15 protein-coding genes and 1 tRNA gene are annotated in these 23,180 nt (G+C 34.8%); 7 read left to right on the forward strand and 9 right to left on the reverse strand.

What is annotated here, in order from left to right; all coding sequences use genetic code 11:
* Window positions 1-32: 32 nt before the first annotated feature.
* The gene (locus Q0829_RS08220; protein ID WP_298541695.1) at window positions 33-3,143 is read right to left on the reverse strand and encodes a TAT-variant-translocated molybdopterin oxidoreductase; all 3,111 of its coding nucleotides are present in this window, start codon (window positions 3,141-3,143) and stop codon (window positions 33-35) included.
* A gap of 56 nt (window positions 3,144-3,199) precedes the next feature.
* Window positions 3,200-4,519, reverse strand: coding sequence for a c-type cytochrome (locus tag Q0829_RS08225; RefSeq protein WP_298541696.1), 1,320 nt, complete (start codon window positions 4,517-4,519; stop codon window positions 3,200-3,202).
* Window positions 4,520-4,741: 222 nt separating this feature from the next.
* Here Q0829_RS08225 and Q0829_RS08230 point away from each other — a divergent pair, with 222 nt between their 5' ends.
* Window positions 4,742-5,194, forward strand: coding sequence for an SPOR domain-containing protein (locus Q0829_RS08230; RefSeq protein WP_298541697.1), 453 nt, complete (start codon window positions 4,742-4,744; stop codon window positions 5,192-5,194).
* Between the two features lie 100 nt (window positions 5,195-5,294).
* Window positions 5,295-6,529 (forward strand): IS3 family transposase gene (locus tag Q0829_RS08235; RefSeq protein WP_298541698.1). Its coding sequence is split into 2 segments (ribosomal slippage): window positions 5,295-5,631 and window positions 5,631-6,529, totalling 1,236 coding nucleotides; the frame shifts between segments, so codons are not numbered across the junction.
* Window positions 6,530-6,585: 56 nt separating this feature from the next.
* Here Q0829_RS08235 and infB read toward each other — a convergent pair.
* Genes infB through rimP form a run of 3 tightly spaced genes read right to left on the reverse strand, consistent with a single transcriptional unit; the run spans window position 6,586 to window position 11,165 of the window.
* Window positions 6,586-9,408 carry a translation initiation factor IF-2 gene (infB, locus tag Q0829_RS08240; protein WP_298541699.1) on the reverse strand — a complete coding sequence of 941 codons (2,823 nt, stop codon included), beginning with the start codon at window positions 9,406-9,408 and terminating at the stop codon, window positions 6,586-6,588.
* Window positions 9,409-9,452: 44 nt separating this feature from the next.
* Window positions 9,453-10,685, reverse strand: a complete 1,233-nt coding sequence (gene nusA, locus Q0829_RS08245) for a transcription termination factor NusA (protein ID WP_298541700.1) — start codon at window positions 10,683-10,685, stop codon at window positions 9,453-9,455.
* Between the two features lie 12 nt (window positions 10,686-10,697).
* A complete protein-coding gene (gene rimP, locus Q0829_RS08250; RefSeq protein WP_298541701.1) occupies window positions 10,698-11,165 on the reverse strand; it encodes a ribosome assembly cofactor RimP in 468 nt (155 codons plus the stop codon).
* Between the two features lie 261 nt (window positions 11,166-11,426).
* Between rimP and Q0829_RS08255 the strand changes: the two genes are divergently transcribed.
* Entirely contained in the window at window positions 11,427-12,260 is an 834-nt protein-coding gene (locus Q0829_RS08255) for a universal stress protein (RefSeq protein ID WP_366141988.1), read from the forward strand.
* Between the two features lie 59 nt (window positions 12,261-12,319).
* Here Q0829_RS08255 and Q0829_RS08260 read toward each other — a convergent pair.
* A tRNA-Gln gene (locus Q0829_RS08260) sits at window positions 12,320-12,392 on the reverse strand.
* A gap of 217 nt (window positions 12,393-12,609) precedes the next feature.
* Here Q0829_RS08260 and Q0829_RS08265 point away from each other — a divergent pair.
* On the forward strand, window positions 12,610-15,924 hold the full coding sequence (locus Q0829_RS08265) for a DUF2723 domain-containing protein (protein WP_298541702.1): 3,315 nt from the start codon (window positions 12,610-12,612) through the stop codon (window positions 15,922-15,924).
* A 47-nt stretch (window positions 15,925-15,971) separates the two neighbouring features.
* Window positions 15,972-16,610 (forward strand): polysaccharide deacetylase family protein, encoded by a 639-nt coding sequence (locus Q0829_RS08270; RefSeq protein WP_298541703.1) that lies wholly within the window; start codon window positions 15,972-15,974, stop codon window positions 16,608-16,610.
* A 26-nt stretch (window positions 16,611-16,636) separates the two neighbouring features.
* Here Q0829_RS08270 and Q0829_RS08275 read toward each other — a convergent pair whose 3' ends face one another.
* Window positions 16,637-16,933 (reverse strand): thioredoxin family protein, encoded by a 297-nt coding sequence (locus Q0829_RS08275; RefSeq protein ID WP_091407947.1) that lies wholly within the window; start codon window positions 16,931-16,933, stop codon window positions 16,637-16,639.
* Window positions 16,934-17,015: 82 nt separating this feature from the next.
* On the reverse strand, window positions 17,016-18,254 hold the full coding sequence (locus Q0829_RS08280; protein ID WP_298541704.1) for a metallophosphoesterase: 1,239 nt from the start codon (window positions 18,252-18,254) through the stop codon (window positions 17,016-17,018).
* 400 nt (window positions 18,255-18,654) lie between these two features.
* On the opposite strand from Q0829_RS08280, the gene polA reads away from it, so the two are divergent.
* Complete coding sequence (polA, locus tag Q0829_RS08285) at window positions 18,655-21,483, forward strand: DNA polymerase I (protein WP_298541705.1); 2,829 nt, start codon at window positions 18,655-18,657, stop codon at window positions 21,481-21,483.
* Between the two features lie 64 nt (window positions 21,484-21,547).
* On the forward strand, window positions 21,548-22,378 hold the full coding sequence (locus tag Q0829_RS08290; RefSeq protein ID WP_298541706.1) for a tellurium resistance protein TerC: 831 nt from the start codon (window positions 21,548-21,550) through the stop codon (window positions 22,376-22,378).
* A gap of 92 nt (window positions 22,379-22,470) precedes the next feature.
* Here the strand turns inward: Q0829_RS08290 and Q0829_RS08295 are convergent, their stop codons facing one another.
* A complete protein-coding gene (locus tag Q0829_RS08295) occupies window positions 22,471-22,953 on the reverse strand; it encodes a lipocalin family protein (protein WP_298541707.1) in 483 nt (160 codons plus the stop codon).
* Window positions 22,954-23,180: the final 227 nt, after the last annotated feature.

A 23,180-nucleotide genomic window follows, 5' to 3' on the forward strand; every position in this document is an offset into this window, starting at 1 on the left:
TTTATAATTGAATTGATTCTTTATTTAGTTAATTAGGCTTCCGTAGTATTTCTTACTTTCGTCTGATACATCACATTCGGTTTAGTACCTACGTGCTCTAGTAAGTGATACATACGTTTATCCTCTGTTAATTTAGCTACTTCACTATCTTTATCATTGATATCGCCAAATGTCATAGCTCCTGAAGAACAAGCTGCTGAACAAGCAGTTTGGAATTCTCCATCTTTAATAGCTCTTCCATCTCTCTTAGCATCCAAAATTGTCTTTTGTGTCATTTGAATACACATAGAACATTTTTCCATAACTCCTCTAGAACGAACAGTAACATCAGGATTTAATACCATACGACCTAAGTCATTATTCATATGATAATCAAACTCGTCATTCTCATTATACAAGAACCAGTTAAATCTACGTACTTTATAAGGACAGTTGTTTGCACAATATCTAGTACCTACACAACGGTTATATGCCATATGGTTCTGACCTTGTCTTCCGTGAGATGTTGCCGCAACAGGACAAACAGTTTCACAAGGTGCATGATTACAATGTTGACACATTACAGGTTGGAATGCAACTTCTGGATTATCAGAAGGCACTTCCATCTCTCCAAATTCAGACAAAGAACTACTTAACCCTTTCATGTCATTCTTCTTTTGATTATCACCATCAAAGCTATCTTCTGAAGAATAATAACGGTCAATACGTAACCAGTGCATATCACGAGATCTACGAATCTCTGATTTACCTACAACAGGAACATTATTTTCCGCGTGACAAGCTATTACACAAGCACCACACCCGGTACAAGCATTTAAGTCGATAGAAAGATTAAAATGATGTCCGACTGAACGATCAAATTCATCCCAAAGATCAACTTCCGGAGAAGTAACTTCGAATTCGATGTGATCTTTACTTACATGAGGAACAGAATTCCACTCTTTCTTATCTTTTGTATTAAATATCTCTAGTGTCGTTTCCTTAATAATATCTCCACGACCCATTAATGTATTATGCAATTGAACACAAGCAAACTCGTGAGTACCTTCAGCTTTAGTTATAGCTACAGATTGAACTGCATTTTGATTTTGATATAATGCATACGCATTTACACCAACTTGCATCTCTTCTTTAAGGCCCGCTTTTTTACCATACCCCAATGCTAGACCAATAGAACCCTGCGCTTGACCTGGCTGTATAATAACTGGTACTGTTATACTAACACCATTAACCGTAACAGTAGCATAGCTTCCGTTTAAAGCACCATTAGCTACATTTTCATTTATCAAGCCATTAGCCTCTGCATCTGCCCTAGAAATTGTAAGGTAATTATCCCAAGAAGCTCTAGTAATTGGATCTGGCATTTCTTGCAACCAAGGGTTGTTCGCCTGTTGCCCATCACCTAATGCTGTTTTTGTGTATAATGTAAGTTCTAGTCCGTTTGATTTTGCAGTAGATAATCTTCTTGCCGCAGCCCCAACATTAGGACCAACCGGCACTTCAGTTTCTGTAATATCTCCTTCTGGAGCAGCAATAGCAGTTTCTAATGACTCCTTTGCCAACACTGGCTTAACCAATACTCCATCATGTAATGCCTGATTCCAAGAAGTTCCACCAAGAACACCTGTCCAAGCACTTTTTATATAATCGTTATAGGAAGCAGTATTTCCAGTCCACTTTAATAATGTTTCCTGAAACTGTCTTGTATCAAATAAAGGTCGAATAGTAGGCTGCATTAAACTGTAGCTACCTTTCTTTAATTCTACATCTCCCCAAGACTCTAAATAATGTGGAGTTGTAGCAATATAATTACAACTTGAAGCGGTTTCATCATCATGCATGCTAAATGCTACTGATACATCCACTTTTTCTAAACCTGCTTTAAACTCAGCCGCATTAGCAAGAGAGTATACAGGATTAACACCTGCAATCAAAAGACCACCAACACGTCCTGCGTTCATATCCTTTACTAACTGAGCAACAGCTTTTGCATTACCCTGACGTATTTTTCGTGGTGTGCTCTCATTAAAGGCTTTACTACTAATATGTTTATTAATAGCTAAAACCAATAATTGTGCATCTACATCCTGAATTCCCGAAACAACAACAGCGTTGCTTCCGGCTTTCTGAATTTGCTTAGCTGCTTTTACAACCGCTGCATCTAATTCAGCATCTAACGATCCTTTAGACCCAGCACCTGTTACATATTTATATAATGCGGCTAACACCTGCTTTTGTTGTGTAGGTGTTGCTTTAATTCTTTTATCAGCATTTGCTCCTGAAAGTGACATATTTGCCTCAAACTGAATATGCTTTGACATTTTTCCGTTTTTCGGAACACGCCCTTTAGCATAACCAGAATCGTATCCTCCTCCTTGCCAATCTCCTAAGAAATCCGCAGCAACACTAACAATAGTATTTACTTTAGAAAAGTCATAATCCGCTAATGCTCTTTCACCATACATCATCTCATACGCGTCCAAAGCTTCACTAGAAGAAACAGCATCATATACAACGTGAGAAACATTACTATATTTAGCTTTGAATTCTGCTATTAACTTAGAAGTTGAGGGACTAGAAAAAGTCTGAGTTAATAAAACAATTTGTTTACCTCCAAGACTATTTAACTTAGTGCCTACCTCTTTATCTAGTTCTTCCCAACTAATATCTTGTTCTCCTTTTCTAGGACCTCTCAAACGAGAATTATCATATAAAGAAAGAACAGATGCGTGAACTCTAGCATTTGCATCTCCATTAGAAGTAGCTAGGTTATTATTCTCAACTTTTATTGGACGACCTTCTCTTGTTTTAATTAAAACACTTGCAAAATCAAAACCATCAGCAATTGTAGTTGCATAATAGTTAGCAACACCAGGAACAATTCTATCTGGTTGCACAACATATGGTATTGACTTAATCACTGGCCCTTCACAAGCTGCTAAAGATGCAGCTGCTGTACTAAAACCTACATATTTAAGAAAATCACGACGAGAAGTCGAAGAATTTTCCAGAGATGATTTATCTCCTAAAAACTCATCCGTAGGAATTTCCTGAACGAACTCATTTTGTTGTAGCGTCTCAACAATAGAGCTATCTTCTTTTAGCTCTTCAACACTTTTCCAGTATTTCTTGTTTGATGACATATATAATTGATATTAGCTTCTTACTTATTTTCTCGCTTAAACGAATAAATCATTTATTAATAATGGCACTTACCACATTCCAGTCCACCCATTTGAGCAGCCGTCAATTTATCCACGCCATATTTCTTAGACAATTCGGCATGAATTTTTTCATAGTACTCATTGCCTTCTACTTTTACATTTGTCTCTCTGTGACAGTTAATACACCATCCCATTGTTAACGGAGCATGTTGATACATAATCTCCATCTCTTCTACAGGACCGTGACATTTTTGACACTCTATCCCTGCAACACTTACGTGCTGAGAGTGATTAAAGTATGCAAAGTCAGGAAGATTATGAATACGAACCCATTTTACAGGCTCTGTATCTCCCGTGTAAGATTGTGTGTTTTCATCCCAACCTACGGCTTTATATAATTTCTTAATCTCTCCATCATAAAACTCTTTAGAGTAGTCTGCAGTTGCCGTAGCATCCGCAACTTCACTAATTGACTTATGACAGTTCATACAAACATTTAATGAAGGAATTCCTGAATGTTTAGAAACTCTAGCAGAAGAGTGACAATATTTACACTCTATCTTATTATCACCTGCATGAATCTTGTGCGAATAATGAATTGGCTGAATCGGCATATACCCTTGATCAACACCTACTTGCATAAAGTATCCATATACAAAGTACCCACTAGCCAACAATAAAAATATTGCAGACACTAACACTAAGAATTGGTTTTGTACAAATGCTTTCCATATTGGAGTTCTAGCTTCTGTCTCTGGTAATTCAACACCATTTGCTTCTGCAAAACTTCTAAGTGTTTTGTTTACTAAAAACAATACAACTACTAACATTAGGAACACTAATGCCAACGCAGCTAAAACCAGATTAGAAGAAACTCCTGACCCGTCAGAACCTGAACCTCCCCCAACTTTCTCTTCTCGAGGCGGTGGATCAGCTTTTGGAACAGAAACATATGCTAAAATATCATCAATATCCGTGTTTGTTAACTGCGGAAATGCGTTCATAGCAGTTTTGTTGTACTCTTCAAAAATAGCAACAGCATCTGCATCACCAGAAGCAATCATTGCAGCACTATTCTTAATCCAAGAATATAACCATTCCGTATCACGCCTTTCTGTAACTCCAAACAGCGCTGGACCTGTCATCTTTTTATAACGCTTATGACAAGCAGCACATAGCGATTTAAATAACGCTTCTCCTTTAGCCACATCTCCGCCTGCGGCAGATTCTGCAGCAACAGCTTCAGTAGATGCTGCTTCTTCTTGAGCAAAAACTGGATTCAATAAAGAGAACAAAAAAACAGTTCCTAGAAGTAGGAGTTTTGAGGCTGAATTTCGGTATTTCACCTGTTTCATATTATTAAGTAGAATTATCGTCTAAATTTTGGTATGGTTTTTTCACTATTCGCAAAAAACAGGTAAAAACCACATCCATTTAATTCGACAGCAAAAGTACTATAATAAGTCGATTTTAGAAATGTTAGCGAACTGTTAAGTACTAATTTATAATAATTCTAAATAATATTTTTAAAGGAAATTGAGTTATTAAACTTTACCTTTGTATCAAATCTATTTGTAATGAGAATTTTAAACAAAAAAAACAACCTTTTACTACTAGGTTTTTGTTTTACAGGAATCACTTATATAAACGCACAAGACTCTACTAATTCCGATAATCCATCGGTTTTTACTACAATAGAGATGACTCCTCCTGCAGAAGCTGTAGTAAACATTAATCAAGACCCCAGAATTAAACAACTACTGGATATCAAGACAAAAATGGACAAAGACGGTGTTCTTAGCGAAAACTACCGTATCCAATTATATAACGGAAACATGAATGAAGCCCAAAAGGTTCTAAAAAAAGCAGAAGCAACTTTTCCGCAATGGAGAACTGATATAAAATGGGAAACTCCAGATTTCAAAGTCTGGATCGGTAACTATAGAAGTAAACTAGAAACCGATAGAGCTTTAAAAGACATAAAAAAAGAATTTGCAGGCGCATTTCCTTTTAAGCCAGAAAAAAAATAAACACAACACATTTAAAAAAAACAAAGCCCGATCATATGATCGGGCTTTTTCTATACCATTGTCCTGTCCTAAAATAAGTTGACACAAACTTGACTTATTTATGAAATATTCAGAAGCATCAAGGAGGAAACGGACTCAACGTGATTACAATTTAGGCTTTAAGTTGTCAGTAGTTTCGCAGGTAGAAAAGGGCGAGATGACCTATAAACAAGCTCAAAAAGCTTATGGTATCCAAGGCAGGAGTACGGTTTTGGTTTGGTTACGAAAACATGGTACTTTAGATTGGAGTAAACCAGTTCAACATCAAATGCCTAAATCAAAAGAAACTCCAGCACAAAAGATCAAGCGATTAGAGCGTGAACTCTCAGATGAAAAACTCAAAAATGAGATTCTCAATACTATGATTGATATCTCGGATAAACAGTATGGTACTGGAATCAGAAAAAAGTTTTCACCCAATCAATCCGATGCATCCAACAACAAAGGTCAGTAAGTTTGTCGCGTTGTTGTCGATTGTTTGGGATCAGTAGACAGGTGATCTATCAATCACAAAAGCGGTCATTAACTCGTAGTAAAGAACTTAATCAGGTAAAACATCTAGTACAACAAGTGCGGATGGATATGCCTCGGTTAGGCACCCGAAAACTATATTATTTACTAAAAAAGGAGTTTGATCGTCAAGGAATCAAAATAGGAAGAGATGCGCTATTTGATTACCTGGGTAGTGAATCCCTACTGATAAAACCAAAGAAAAACTATACAAAGACCACAAACTCTAAGCATTGGCTTAGAAAATACCCTAATTTGATGAAAGATGCTAAGGTCTCAAGACCCGAAGAGTTTTTTGTTAGTGATATTACTTACATCAAAAGTAGAAAAGCTACTCACTATCTATCCCTTGTTACTGATGCTTATAGTAGGAAAATAATGGGGCATCATCTGAGCCAAGATATGGCAGCTGAAAATGTGGTTAAAGCAATGAAAATGGCAAATCAAAATAGAGTAACAAATACTAAATTAGTACATCATTCTGATAGAGGACTACAGTATTGCTCTTCTGTATATCAGAGAGAATTAAAACGTACTAATGTGACCCCATCGATGACTGATGGATATGATTGCTATCAAAACGCATTAGCTGAAAGAATCAATGGAATATTAAAAAACGAGTTCTTAATTTATCAATGCAAGGATCAAGATGAACTCAAACAATTAATTATTGAATCCATTAATACTTATAATAATAAAAGACCACATATGAGTCTTAAAATGAAAACACCTAATTTTGTACATAACAAAAAAACCGGAGAAGCTAGCTTCTCCGGTCTAATTTAAATTATTAAAAACTGTCAACCTATTTTAGGACGACTCACATATATAATTTATAGATTCTATAATTTTTTCTTAACTGCAACTTCTTGGAAGCACTCAATCACATCACCTATCTTAATATCATTATAATTCTTGACTTGCAATCCACAATCGTACCCTTTCGACACTTCTTTAGCATCGTCTTTAAATCTCTTTAAAGAAGCCAATTCTCCGGTATAAACAACTACTCCTTCACGAATTAGTCGTATTCCAGCATTACGGATAATCTTACCAGTTTGTACCATACAACCTGCAATAGTACCTACTTTAGAGATCTTAAATGTCTCCCTAATCTCTGCTGTACCCGTAATCTCCTCTTTCATAACTGGAGAAAGCATACCTTCCATAGCATCTTTCAGATCATTAATCGCATCATAGATAATCGAATATGTTCTGATATCGATTTCTTCTTTATCCGCAACTTGACGAGCATTACCTGCAGGTCTTACATTAAATCCAATTATAATTGCATCAGAAGCGGAAGCTAATAACACATCACTCTCTGTTATAGCCCCAACTGCTTTATGAATAATATTCACGTGAATTTCTTCTGTAGACAACTTTTGGAAAGAGTCCGTTAAAGCTTCTACCGAACCATCCACATCACCTTTCAGGATAATATTCAATTCTTTGAAGTCTCCAAGAGCAATTCGACGTCCAATCTCATCAAGTGTAATATGACGTTGCGTTCTTACAGATTGCTCTCTATGTAGCTGAGCTCTTTTAGACGCGATATCTTTTGCTTCTCTTTCATCTTCTAACACACTAAATTTATCACCTGCTTGCGGAGCACCATCAAGACCTAAAATTGATACCGGAGTAGACGGCCCTGCTTCTTTAACATTATTACCTCTTTCATCTTGCATCGCCTTCACCTTACCACTATTCTTACCAGCTAACACATAATCTCCGACACGTAAGGTTCCTGTTTGTACCAAAATTGTAGATACATAACCTCTACCTTTATCAAGGAAAGCTTCCACAACTGTTCCGGAAGCAAATCGATCTGGATTAGCCTTCAATTCTAGGATTTCAGCTTCTAGCAATACTTTCTCTAAAAGCTCTTTAACTCCTTGTCCAGTCTTTGCAGAAATATCGTGGGATTGAATTTTTCCACCCCAATCTTCTACCAATAAATTCATAGAAGCCAACTTCTCTTTTATCTTTTCCGGATTAGCTTCCGGTCTATCCACTTTGTTTATTGCAAAAATAATAGGAACTCCTGCTGCCTGTGCATGACTAATTGCTTCTTTGGTCTGCGGCATCACATCATCATCTGCTGCAATTACAATAATAGCTAAATCTGTCACCTGAGCACCACGAGCACGCATCGCTGTAAACGCTTCGTGACCTGGTGTATCTAAAAATGCTATTTTTTGTCCATTTTCCAATTGCACACCATACGCACCAATATGCTGAGTAATCCCACCACTTTCTCCTGCAATTACATTCTCTTCACGAATATAATCTAGCAATGACGTTTTACCGTGATCTACGTGACCCATTACTGTAACAATAGGCGCTCTTAAAACAAGATCTTCAGGCGCATCAACAATTTCTTCAATTGACTCCTCTATATCCGAAGTAACAAAGTCTACTTCATAACCAAATTCATCCGCAACAATGGAGAGTGTTTCAGCATCCAAACGCTGATTCATGGTAACCATAATACCAAGAGACATACAAGCAGAAATTACTTGTGTTGTAGGAACATCCATCATAGTTGCCACCTCCGAAACAGTAACAAACTCTGTTACTTTCAACACTTTACTTTCTTGTTCTTGTTGCGCTACATCATCTTCCGCTTTTTGACGGTGTTGATCACGTTTATCTCTACGATATTTTGCTGCTTTAGATTTATTTGATTTCCCTTGAAGTTTTTCAAGAGTTTCTCTAACCTGCTTTTGTACTTCTTCTTCGCTTGGCTCCTCTTTAACAATAGCTGGTCTTTTTCCTTTTCCAGGACCACGATTTCCGGGTCCACGATTTCCAGGACCTCTATTACCAGGCCCGCGATTTCCACCTCTATTACCTGGCCCTCCTGATTTAGCAGCACCTTCTTTACTTATTCTTCTACGACGCTTTTTTGCATCTCCATCAGAAGATTTATCTGATTTTTCTTCTTTCTTTTTAGGCGGTTTCTGAAACTTAGTTAAGTCAATTTTTTGACCTGTAAAATTAGGTCCATCTAATTTTTTATACTGTGTCTCAACCTTTACTGGCTCCGCTTGAACATCTGGTTCTTGAGAAGCTGGAGTTTCTTTTTTTGCAGTTGGTTGCTCTGCAGGTTTTGCAGCCTTCTTCTGCTCTAAATCAATAGGAGCAATCTTCGCAATTTTTATACCTTTTTTTGCAGGTCTATTGGATACTACTTCAGGCTCTTGCACTTGCTCCTTTTCTTTTTCTTTTACCTCTTCTTTCTTAGGAACTTCGGCTGCCTTCGTTACTTCTTTTTCTTCGGACTGTTCAGTAACTTCTTCCTTCTCCTTCTTATCCAATTCAATCTTACCTACTTGTTTAGGTCCTGTTAATTGGGCTTTAGCTTTTACAACTTCACGAGCCTCAGCACGCTTACGTCTTTCCTCCTGCTCAGTTTCAATCTGCACTCGAAGCGCTTCTTTTTCTTTTCTTTTTTCTTCACCAACCTCTTTTGAAGCCACCTTCTTACTCTTGTCTGTCTGGAACTCATCAAACAACAGCTGATAGATCTCTGCAGAAATTTTTGTGGTAGGACGCGAGTCTATCTCATGACCTTTTGAATTCAAAAAGTCAACAGCCCGATCTAGCGAGATATTGAATTCGCGTAATACCTTATTTAATCTCATTGTTTTTGCTTCAGCCATAAATGCCTTTTATTTTATGCTCAAATATAAATTAATTGAAGTTATTAATCTTCAAATTCTGATTTTAATATTCTAATAACTTCACCTACAGTCTCTTCCTCAAGATCTGTTCTTTTTACTAAGTCTTTAATATCTTGTTCTAAAATACTCTTAGCTGTATCTAATCCTATTTTAGCAAATTCTTCTATAATCCAAGAATCAATTTCATCAGAAAACTCCGATAACTCTACATCTTCTTCTACACCTTCTCTGAATACATCAATTTCATATCCAGTTAACTGACCTGCTAATCTTATATTATGACCACCACGTCCAATTGCTTTAGAAACCTCTTCTGGTTTCAACATAACTTCTGCTCGCCCACCTTCTTCATTCAACTTAATAGAAGTTACTCTTGCCGGACTTAACGCTCTGGTAATATAGAGTTGTAAATTATTTGTGTAATTAATAACATCTATATTTTCATTTCCTAGTTCTCTAACAATTCCATGAATACGAGATCCTTTCATACCAACACAAGCACCAACTGGATCAATCCTATCATCATACGAATCTACAGCAACCTTTGCTTTTTCACCTGGTATTCTAACTACTTTCTTAACAGTTATTAAACCATCAAATACTTCAGGTATCTCAGATTCAAACAACTTCTCTAAAAACAAAGGAGAAGTTCTTGACATTATAATTGCAGGTTTATTACCTTTTAATTCCACGGATTCAATCACTCCTCTTACATTCTCTCCTTTTCTGAAAAAGTCAGATGGAATTTGTCTGTCTTTAGGTAAAATAATTTCATTCCCTTCATCATCTAATAAAATGATTGCTCTATGACGAATATGATGTACTTCTGCCGTATATATCTCTCCTTCTAATTCTTTAAATTGCTTATAGATATTAGTATTATCGTGTTCATGAATTTTAGAAATTAAATTTTGACGTAATGCCAAAATCGAACGCCTTCCTAAATCTATTAATTTAACCTCCTGAGAAACATCTTCTCCTATTTCAAAATCAGGCTCTATCTTTTGTGCTTCAGAAAGAGATATTTCCTGATTCCCATCCTCTACTTCTCCATCAGCAACTACAATACGGTTTCTCCAAATTTCTAAATCTCCCTTATCAGGGTTTATAATGATATCGAAATTATCATCACTACCAAATTTCTTTTTTAATGCATTTCTAAACACATCTTCTAAGATCGCCATTAGCGTAACACGATCGATTAACTTATCATCCTTAAATTCTGAAAATGAATCTATTAATGCGATGTTTTCCATATCAATTTATAATTAAAATGTTATCATAACTTTTGCTTCTTGTATTTCTTTGTACGAAACACAAGCTTCTTTTGTTACAGTTATTTTTCCTTTACCCACTGGTTTCGGTTCTCTGGTTTTCCAAACCAATGTTATATTATCATCTGTCACAGAAGTTAATTCTCCTTCAATCGTAGTATTATCTTCTGTTTTAATTTTTAATTTCCTTCCTACATTCTTCTTATACTGTCGCTGATGCGTTAGCCCTTCAGAAACTCCTGCAGACATTACTTGTAATGAAAAGTCTTCCTCTTCGCGATCCAAATTATGCTCAATTGCTCTGCTCACGGCAATACAATCTTCTACCGTCACCCCTTCATCACCATCAATGATGATCTCAATACTATTACCTGGTTGTATTTTTTGATCAATCAAAAAAAGCGTAGACCTTTCTTCTAGGGCTTCTTCTAATAAACTCTGAACTTTATCTTTTAATGACATAAGTAGATAAAAAGAGGGGACTTTTCGTCCCCTCCATCTGGTTTTTTAATTTCAACGGTGCAAAGATAGTAATAATATCTTAGATTCAAAACCTAGTTAAGAATGAATTTATTCGTAATTTTAAATGACTATTAAGGGATTACCTTTATAATTTATCTAAAACAACACTTGTAAGACATATTATATCACAACCCTTCTTTTAACCAAAAAATGAAATAAAAATGTCATTTAATTGGCATTTTTTCCTAAACAAAATTAATCATGATCAAAAAAATTCTAGTACCTACAGATTTTTCTTCTCAAGCTGAAAGTGCACTTAAAGTAGCGGCGCAAATAGCCAAAAAAAATGACTGCCAAATTTATCTTTTACATATTTTAGAAATGCCAGTTCATTTAGTTGACTTAATGTCTTCCGGAGCTTCTGCTCCTGCACCAGAAGCTATTTTTTTCATGAAACAAACTCATAAAAAGTTTGAAGAAGTTATGGCTAGTGATTACTTACAAGGTTTAGAAATAATCGAAACGGTAAGCTTCGAAGATGTACTTCACGGTATTATGGATTCATGCAAAAAAAATGATATTGATATGATCATCATGGGATCTCACGGCTCTTCTGGATTTGAGGAGTTATTTATAGGGTCAAATGCTGAGAAAGTAGTGCGAACATCTGAAAAACCCGTACTGGTTATTAAAGAAGATTGTGATATCTTTAATGTCAATGATATTGTTTATGCGACAAATTTTGATGATGAAGATAAACCTTCTTTAATCGCTGCCCACGAATTTGCAAAGCAATTAAACGCAAAACTTCATTTACTATGGATAAATACTGCCAATAGCTTTAAAACCACAAGCGAAACTGAGGAAAAAATGAATTTGATGATTGCTGACCTTCCTATTGACAACTATACTTTAAATATTTATAATGATATTAATGTAGAGAAGGGAATTCTAAATTTTGCAAATTCTGTAGATGCTGGCTTGATAGGAATTAGCACACACGGAAGAAAAGGGTTATCTCACTTTATAAATGGAAGTCTTGGCGAAGATGTAGTAAATCATGCTAAAAGACCTGTATTGACATTTAAGATATAAAACACTAATTTACATTAATAAAAAAAGGAACAACATTAAATTTGTTGTTCCTTTTTATGTTGGTCTACTAGGGCTCGAACCTAGACTCTTCTGGACCAAAACCAGACGTGTTGCCAGTTACACCATAGACCAATGTATCTTTGCGGGTGCAAATTTAATATATTCTTTTTGGTCTACAAACATTTTTTTTTAAAATTTTATCTTACACCTCTTTTTTAACAGTTTTTACAGAATAAATTTAAATCGAAGTTTTGTCAAAATATAAACTTCTGTTAAGCGTTTGCTAAAAAAACTAATAGAGAAGTATTTTTATTACTAAATTCGCCACACTTTATATAACAGTTATCTTATGAGTACATTCAACTTTAAAAAGTGGAATCAAATATTAGGATGGGTAGTTTTTACAATAGCCTTATTAGTCTATTACCTAACCGTTGAACCAACTGCCAGTTTTTGGGACGCCGGCGAGTATATAGCCACCTCTTCTAAATTACAAGTAGGACATCCTCCCGGAGCTCCTTTGTTCCAGATGATTGGTGCTTTTGCTTCGATATTTGCATCGGATCCAACTAATATAGCATTTGTAGTAAATATGACTTCTGCTTTTGCTAGTGCTTTTGCTATTCTTTTCATGTTTTGGTCTATTACGATTCTAGTAAAAAAGCTCGTTATAAAAGATGAAGAATTTACACAAGGTAAAGCTTTAGCAACACTAGGAAGTGGATTGGTCGGATCTCTTGCCTTTGCTTTCACTGACAGCTTCTGGTTTAATGCTGTAGAAGCGGAGGTTTATGCTATGGCAACTTGTATCTTATCTGTACTTTTCTACCTTGGACTACTTTGGGAAAGAGATATGCATAATCCTCGAGGAAATCGTTGGCTGATCTTAATTGCTTTCATAGCAGGACTTTCTTTTGGAGTTCACTTTATGGGATTACTTTCGATTCCGGCTATTGGATTACTTTATTATTTTAAAAATTATAAAGTTACACTTAAAAACTTCATCACTGCTAACATTGTAGTTGTTGCCATACTCTTATTTATTTTCAAATTACTTTTACCATCAACTTTAAAATTATTTGGATGGTTTGAAGTAAAATTCGTGAATAGTTTAGGGATGCCTTTCAATTCAGGAACTATCTTTTTAGGCCTTATAATTGCAACTGCATTCTATTTTATTTTAAAGCAAACACGAAAAAGAGAATATCCTTTAATTAACTCCGCAGTACTTTGCGTATTATTTATTTTCATCGGATTCTCATGTTGGATAATGCTACCTATTAGAGCAAATGCAGGAACTGTTATTAATGAAAACAACCCTAATAATGCTCGGGAATTATTAGCATATTATAATCTGGAACAATACCCAGAAACCCATTTATTTTATGGACCACAATTTACCGAAATATATGCTGGATTAGATGAAGAAAACCCTTATGAAGATGATAAACCTAAATACGAGAAAAACCTTAAGACAGGAAAATATGATATCGTAAACGACTGGAAAAATGCCAGACAGAATATCGATGATGCTCAAAAAGCATTTTTACCGAGAATGTGGAGTACGGAACATATATCAAACTATATGGATTTTACAGGTCCTATCAAGTTTACTATTAAGCCAGAATATCAGGATGAATCAGAATTATTAGAGGCTGTAACACAGTTTAGAAGAGAATATGCCGTAGGTAAGCTTGACAATGATGATTATAATAAATTCTTACGTTCTTTTGGAGATTATCTTAATGTAGAAAAACCTTCATTTAAGTCAAATATTCAATATTTGATAGAATATCAAATGGGATATATGTACTGGAGATATTTTATGTGGAATTTTGTTGGAAGACAAGATGATAACCAAGGAAAATATACAGACCTCGAAGGAAATTGGTTAAGTGGTATTAAGTTTATAGATGAAATGCATTTAGGATCACAAGATAATCTACCTACCGATGTAACAAAGAACAAAGCTCGTAACACATATTACTTCTTACCTTTATTATTAGGGCTTATAGGTTTTGTATTCCAGATGCAAAGAGACAAAAAGAATTTCTGGATTTTATTCGTCTTTTTCTTATTCACTGGTTTAGCGTTAAAAATATATCTTAATGAAAGACCTTTCGAACCTAGAGAGCGAGATTACGCCTTAGTAGGATCTTTTTATGTTTTTGCCATTTGGATTGGTTTTGGAGTGTATGCATTATTTGATATTCTCAAAAACTCGTTAAAACCAAAATTATTAGCACCTATAGTAACCACAATATGTCTTCTTGCTGTCCCTGTTTTATTAGCTGCACAGAATTGGGATGACCACGATCGTTCTAATAGATATACTGCTCAAGCTATGGCGAAAATGTATCTACAATCATGCCAGAAAGATGCAATTCTTTTTACTATTGGTGATAATGACACATTTGCCTTGTGGTACGCTCAGGACATAGAAGAATACAGAACAGACGTAAGAACTGTAAACACTAGTCTTTTTGCTACAGATTGGTATATCGATCAGATGAAAAAAGCCGCGTACGATGGCAAACCAATTCCATCACAGCTAACACATCCTTTTTATCGATTCGGAAATAATGATGCTATTTATTACAAACCAGTTACCAATGATACCATGTTGATCAAAAACTGGATGCGATGGATAGAAACAGATGACCCAAGAACTAAAGGAGACTTACAAAACGGAAAGCAGGTTAATACATTCCCGACCAAGCACATTAGAATTCCTGTGGACAAAGAAGCTGTTCTTAGAAATGGAATAGTACCACAAAAGGATGCTGATCTAATAGTACCTTATATAGACATACATTTAAAAGGAGATTTGCTTTTCAAAAATCGCTTACTAATGTTAGATATCATTGCTAATAATAATTGGGAAAGACCTATCTATTTTACTGGAGGTAGTTTTGGAGATGATGACTATTTATGGATGAAAGACTATCTACAGTTAGACGGAGTTACCTATAAATTAGTACCAATCAGAACTCCAATAGACAAACGTAATCCATATGATATGGGACGTATTGACACAGACGTAATGTACAACAATGTAACAAGCTGGAATTGGGGAAACAGTGAAAACCCTAACATCTATCACGACCCGGAGACTCGTAAAAATGCAATAACTTACAGAAGTAATCTTGCAAGATTGGTAGAAGCACTAATTAATGAAGGAAAAAAGGAAAAGGCTAAAGAAATTCTTGACCTTGGAATGGAAAAAATGCCTATCGAGTACTATGAATATTATACACTATTAGAACCTTATGTTAGCGGCTACTACGAAGTAGGAGAAAAAGAAAAAGCCCGTGAACTATGGAACAAGATCGCTAAAAAGTACCAAGAGCAACTTACTTATTTTGGAAGTCTTACATTAGAAAATCAATATCAGTATGCTAGCGAGATTGTAAGCAATGTAGAGCGCTATAGGAGTGTTGTAGATTTATTGCTTATAAATCAGGATAGAGATATGATAGAAGAAAAAGCAGAAGAATTTAATAGATACCTTAGATTGTTTACAAGACTTTATTCTGAAGACGAAGAGTACGATAGAGACCAACCGATGACAATAGAGGAATTAGATGAGAATAGTTCAATCGGAAAAGAACTTTTAGAAGACACCCAAACTATTGATTCTTTAGATAGTATACCAAATTCATAAAATTAAGTGAGCCTCTTTTTTAAAGAGGCTCGGCTTTTATTGCTAGTTTGAAAATAATACCAGCCAAAACACCAGATAGTATTAAACTACTATTCCCAAATTATATTTGGGATTTTTATGCTGGACAAGAGAAAACGATGTATCTCACCTTTGATGATGGTCCTATTCCAGAAGTTACGGAATTTGTGTTAGACCAATTAAACTTATTCGACGCAAAAGCTACTTTCTTTTGTATTGGAGAAAATATCAAAAAGCATCCTGATATTTTTAATAAGATACTATCAAAAGGTCATAACGTTGGAAATCACACTATGAATCACATAAAAGCCAGAAAAAGCACATTTTCTGAGTATCTAAATAACACTGAAGAATGCGAAAAAAAGATAAATGAACACGCAGAAATAAAAGAAAAACTTTTCAGACCCCCATATGGACAACTCAGCAAATCGAAACTAACAGAACTAAGAAAACGCGAGTATCAAATCATATTATGGGATGTTTTATCAAAGGACTGGGACAAAAACACATCTCCAGAACAATGTTTCAATAATGTAGTAAACAATTCAAAAAGTGGAAGTATTATTGTTTTTCACGACAGTATCAAAGCCTCAAAAAATCTAGAATTTGCTTTACCTAAAGTATTGAAATACTTCACAGAAAAAGGATATATTTTTGATAAGATATAATCAACTGTTGTTCGATTATAATATTCTTAAACATATTCTTTCATAAGACCTATTAGGGTATTGGCATCCTGCTCTCCACTTTGCCTCCATACCATCTCACCTTCTTTGTAAATCATCAAGGTAGGAAGACCTTTAATACGAAGTGCTGTTGCCAGCTCTTCATTTTTATCCACATCTATCTTTATCACCTTAGCTTTATCACCAAGGGCGGCAGCTACATCACGCAATACAGGATGCATAGACACAGATGGTTCATTCCATTCGGTATAAAAATCCAAGAGAACCGGAACTTCAATACCTATTAACTCTCCAAACTTTGACATGTTTTAAAAATTTTATCTTCTTACTCTGTCATAGTAACGAACAAAGCCTATATATAATTGTAAATATAACATTTTCTACGAATTAAGCCGGCTTGGCACCTTTTCTCAATTCAATCACAGTAATTTCTGGCCAAATCCCCACTCTTCCAGGAAATGCGTGAAAACCAAAACCTCTATTCACATTAAGATAGCGTCCCATTTCATTATACATCCCAGCCCATTGTTTATATACATATTGAACTGGACTCCATTTTAAAAACCCTGGAATTTCTATACCAAACTGAAATCCGTGAGTATGCCCACTAAGTGTGAGGTGGTAATGATCTTCATGTTTTTTCACTTCATATTCCCAATGAGATGGATCATGACTCAGTAAAATCTTAAAATCTTCCTTGGAAATACCTGCTGATGCTTTCGTTAGATCTCCTGCCTTTTTGAAATTATGACCCCAATTCTCTACACCGACAATAGCAATACGCTCCCCATCTTTTTCAACGAAGGCATTTTCATTAAGTAATAACTTAAAATCAATTTTAGAATGCACTTCTTTAATCGCTTCAAAATTATCTTCTTTTTCTTCTTCCGTATCCCAAGTCACATATTCGCCATAATCGTGATTTCCTAAAATGGAATATTTACCATAAAAAGGTGTTTTAAGCCCTTTAAAAATATCAATCCAATCATCCATCTCACTTGCCATCGTATTTACTATATCTCCAGTAAACACTAGTAAATCACTTTGCTGTTCATTAATTAAATCAACAGCATATTCAATTTTAGCAACTTCGTCAAAACTTCCTGAATGAATATCCGAAATCTGTGTTAAACGAAATCCATCAAACGCCTTAGGAAGATCTTCGAAATACAGTACATGATTAATCACTTTAAAATTATATTTCCCTCTAAATATTCCATGAACTAATCCTGCAAAAGGAATTGCAGCTACACCCAAAGCCAATTGGCTAATAAATTTTCTGCGATCGGGTAAATACTGAGTGGCGTTTCCGTCAAAAAAGGTATTTGTCATATAAGTATAACCTGCAACACAAAGTCTTATAATATCTTCACCAAACATAAACAACACCAAAATCAACTTAGGAACCAAAGTGACTAACAATAAACCACTAGCTCTAAGAGAATATTTGGTAGGCCCCACACTCCTATCATAATTCGTAAAAACATATATTACATAACCTATAATAAGCAAAGAGAAAATTAAATATGCAATTTGAAACCACTGGTTTTTAGAAATGGTCCTAATCACCTGATAAGCGTATATTTCTATTAAAACATAAAGAACTAATGGGATAATCCAGCGCATACAACTAACAATTTTTTTATGAAACAAAACTATCTCACCTTTTTACAACCATAGTTATATTTAAGTAAAAATTAACGGTTTACAAACAATCCACAGGAAAATAAAGCTTTTAGCTATACCTAGAGACGCTCAACACCATAAATCTTAGAATTTTCTTTCGTATGTAAATTTTTTATTCGTACCTTCGTTTAACCATTTAATTATGGGGATTTACAAAAAAAATCTACTTTATTTAGAAAATATTACTATCGTATTTATAGCAATTGATAACATTGTTATCAATTTTATTTTGGGGCGAAATGCCGTCATTCTTTGACGGCATTTCTTATTTAGTATAATTTTGAAACCATATTCATCAATCTTCTTTTTATATTGCATTTCTAAAAATTGAATACACACTATGTCACAAAAACGTCTTTTCCTTCTGGATGCTTTCGCGCTTATTTTTCGCGGATATTATGCTTTGATAAAAAACCCTAGAATCAATTCTAAAGGACAAGACACCTCAGCTGTCTTGGGATTTGTTAACTCGCTTTTTGACGTTATCAAAAGAGAAAATCCAGATCATTTGGCAGTTGCATTTGATAAACAAGGGAGTAAAGACCGTTTAGAAATATTTCCAGAATATAAAGCCAATAGAGATGAAACTCCAGAGGCGATAAAAATTGCAGTTCCTATTATACAGGAAATCCTAAAAGCCATGCATATCCCTATTATCGAAAGAGCTGGTGTAGAAGCAGATGACTTAATTGGAACTATTGCAAAACAAGCTGAAAAAGAAGGATATCAAACCTACATGGTTACTCCTGATAAAGATTATGCACAATTAGTATCCGAAAATATTTTTATGTATCGCCCTGCACGGATGGGTAATGGTATAGAAATATGGGGAATTCCGGAAGTACAAAAAAGATTTGAAGTAGAGCGACCAGAACAGGTAATAGACTATTTAGGAATGATGGGGGATGCTGTAGATAACATTCCGGGTCTACCTGGAGTAGGAGATAAAACAGCCAAAAAATTTATTGCTGCTTATGGATCCATGGAAGGTCTTTTTGAAAATATTGACCAACTCAAAGGAAAAATGAAAGAAAAAGTAGAAGCTAACCAAGAATTAGGATTGCTATCCAAAAAATTAGCTACTATAATTCTTGATTGTGATGTTACTTTTGACGCAAAAGATTATGAGATCTCAACTCCTGATGCAAAAAAGGTCCAAGGGATTTTTGAAGAATTAGAATTCAGACGACTCACTGATCAATTTAATAAAATTTTCTTCCCTTCAGAGACTGGCTCAACTCCAACAACCGCAACCTCATCATCTAAAAAACCGTCAGAACAAGCTGGTGCAGGGCAGTTCTCTTTGTTTGGAGACAATCAAGAAGCTGGTTCGTCATCTACTTCCTTTTCTAGTAGAAAAACAATTGCAAATACTGAACATTTTTACCAAAGTATTGCTCCTGGAATGGGAATGAAGTTATTTCTTCAGAATTTACTAAAACAAGAAAGCGTATGTTTCGACACAGAGACCACCGGTCTTAATCCATTAACCGCAGAATTAGTAGGTATTGCATTTTCCTGGGAAGCTGGAAAAGGGTTTTATATTCCATTTCCAGAAGATCGGAAGGAGGCACAAGAACTTATCGAACAAATACGACCCTTTTTTGAGGCTGAGAATATTACCAAAATTGGCCAAAACTTAAAATATGACATCAAAGTATTAGCCAAATATAACCTAGAAGTAAAGGGAAAACTTTTTGATACTATGTTAGCTCATTATCTTATCAATCCAGATATGAGACATAATATGGATGTACTTTCTGAAACGTATCTTAACTACACCCCTGTTTCTATAACTGAATTAATTGGCAAAAAAGGCAAAAATCAATTGTCTTTCAGACAAGTCCCGGTCGAAAAACAAACAGAATATGCTGTCGAGGATGCAAATATAACATATCAACTCAAAGAACATTTTGCTCCAGAACTTAATGACGCCAATATATTATCTTTATTCGAAAATATTGAAGTTCCTTTACTAAGAGTTCTTGCCGATATGGAAATTGAAGGTATTAATCTGGATGAAGAATTTTTGCAATCGCTTTCTTCAGCATTAGATAATGATATTAAAGCTTTAGAGTCTAAAATATATACCGAAGCAGGAGAAGAGTTTAATATTGCTTCTCCAAAACAATTAGGAGTAATCCTTTTTGAAAAAATGAAATTAGTAGACAAGCCAAAGAAAACTAAAACTGGTCAGTATTCTACTGCAGAAGATGTATTATCATATCTCGCAAAAGATCACGAGATTATTCAAAATATACTTGATTTTCGTGGTTTATCAAAACTAAAGAGCACCTATGTCGATGCATTACCAAATCAGGTAAACAAATCTACAGGTCACGTACATACGGACTATATGCAAACCGTAGCTGCTACAGGTCGTTTAAGTTCTAATAATCCCAATTTACAGAATATTCCGATCAGAACAGAGCGTGGAAGACAGGTCAGGAAAGCATTTGTTCCCAGAAATGAAGAGTACACCTTACTAGCTGCCGATTATTCTCAAATAGAATTAAGAATCATTGCAGCACTTAGTGAAGAAGAAACTATGATCAATGCTTTTAAAAGTGGAGAAGACATCCATGCATCTACAGCCGCAAAAGTATTTAATGTTACACTTGAAGAAGTAACCAGGGAACAACGTAGCAATGCCAAGACAGTTAATTTTGGAATTATATATGGTGTTTCGGCTTTTGGACTAAGCAACCAAACAGATTTATCTCGTAAAGAAGCCAAAGAATTGATTGACACCTATTACAAAACCTACCCAAAGCTTAGAAATTACATGAGTGAGCAGGTAGATTTTGCCAGAGAAAATGGATATGTACAGACGGTTTTAGGAAGACGTCGATACCTGAAAGATATCAACTCTGCTAATGCAATAGTCAGAGGAGCAGCGGAGCGAAACGCTGTTAATGCGCCAATTCAAGGAAGCGCCGCGGATATAATCAAAATTGCTATGATCAATATTCATAAAAAATTAAAAGAAGGAAATTACAAAACCAAAATGTTACTACAGGTTCACGATGAATTGGTTTTTGATGTCTTCAAACCTGAATTAGAAGCAATACAATCTCTTATAAAATCCGAAATGGAAAACGCTTACACCCTAGCAGTTCCTTTGGATGTAGATATGGGATTAGGAGACAATTGGTTAGAGGCACATTAAAAAATATAACTACTTCTAATAACCTTACACATATAAACACAACTAACTAATCAATATTTATTTTATGGAACAACTCTTTACACTCGATAGCCTATTCACTTTACTTATGCTAGTTTTACTACAAGCGGTACTAGGTTTTGATAATCTTTTATACATTTCTTTAGAGTCCAAAAAAGCACCTGCAGAAAAACAAAGCTTTGTTCGTAAAATGGGAGTTGGACTGGCTATCATTTTACGTATTGTATTACTTTTTGTATTGATGTCTTTAATACAGTTTTTTCAGGATCCTTTTGTAAGTCTGCATGGTAATAGCATCATTGAATTTGAATTCAATGTACATAGTATCATCGTTCTTGCCGGAGGTGTATTTATAATATATACTGCCGTAAAAGAGATTTGGCATATGATGTTACTTCATGAACACGAAGCGGCTGAAAAGGAAAACAAGAAAAGTTCTACCAATAAAATCATTTTTTGGATTGTAATAATGAATTTAGTTTTTTCTTTTGATTCTATCCTAAGTGCTATGGCTCTTACCAGTCACATGGAATATGTGCCGCAGTTGATCTTGATGTCTATAGCTATCGTATTTGGAGGTGTTTTAATGATTGTTTTAGCAGATAAAGTATCTGATTTCCTTCAGAAAAACAGAATGTACGAAGTATTAGGTCTCTTTATTTTATTTATAGTAGGTATTATGTTATTATCAGAAGGTGGCCATCTGGCACATCTACATCTTTTTGAGAATGCAATCACCCCAATGAGTAAAACTACATTTTATTTTGTGATCATTGTATTAGTGATTGTTGACATTGTACAAGGACGTTATCAAAAAAATCTGTTGCTCAAAAAGAGCCAACAAGAATCTATGGCACAAAAAACAGAGGACAAATAGCCCCTAAGAACTCTATTTATTCTAAAATCTTATAAATCAAAAAGCGCTTCTTTTTCGAAAAAGAAGCGCTTTTTGATTTATATATACTTAAATTATTGTCTGGTAAAAACCAATGCGACAGCTCCTAAATCTTCTACTTCATCGGTAAAAGAAAGTGTTGTATTGGTTAGTGTTATAGTAACTGTTTTTGGATCCAATCCTGCACCGGCAAATGTTAATTCATTACCATCAAGACTCCACGTTCCTGTTTCATTAAGAATAGTACCTGTACAGTCGGCAGTTACTACTGGAGGTTGTACAAGTATATCCACATTAACGGTAATCTCAGTTACTTCCTGGCTGTATGTATTATCACTTACCGTAATAGTATCTTCAAAACAAGATAGTTCGTCCAATAAATTTGTAGAAGCATTTCCATCCATATCTAGATCAACAGGTAATGCACCAGAAGCAGAAGTAAGCTCCCAGGTCCCAACAAGAGAAACTGTTGTAGGATCTCCGCCATCATCATCAGAGCTACAGGAAGTAAAAAATAATGCAAAACTAATTGCAAAAAGAAAAAAAATGATTTTCATGATTTTTAGAGTTTTAATTAATAACGGTTTATTGGAAATTTTTAGTATCACAAAAGAACAATATATAGATCTAAGAACACCCCTATTTGCGATTACTCTCCTATAGTTGCAGTAAAAAATTGTTATAATCTAAAAAAAAACGAATAATCACAGTAACAAATTGGTTCTTTATGCAATTAAACTAATACAGTATCAAACAATTAAAATTGAGATTATTACAAAAACCT

The sequence above is a fragment of the uncultured Aquimarina sp. genome, from assembly GCF_947492405.1.
Lineage (GTDB): Bacteria > Bacteroidota > Bacteroidia > Flavobacteriales > Flavobacteriaceae > Aquimarina.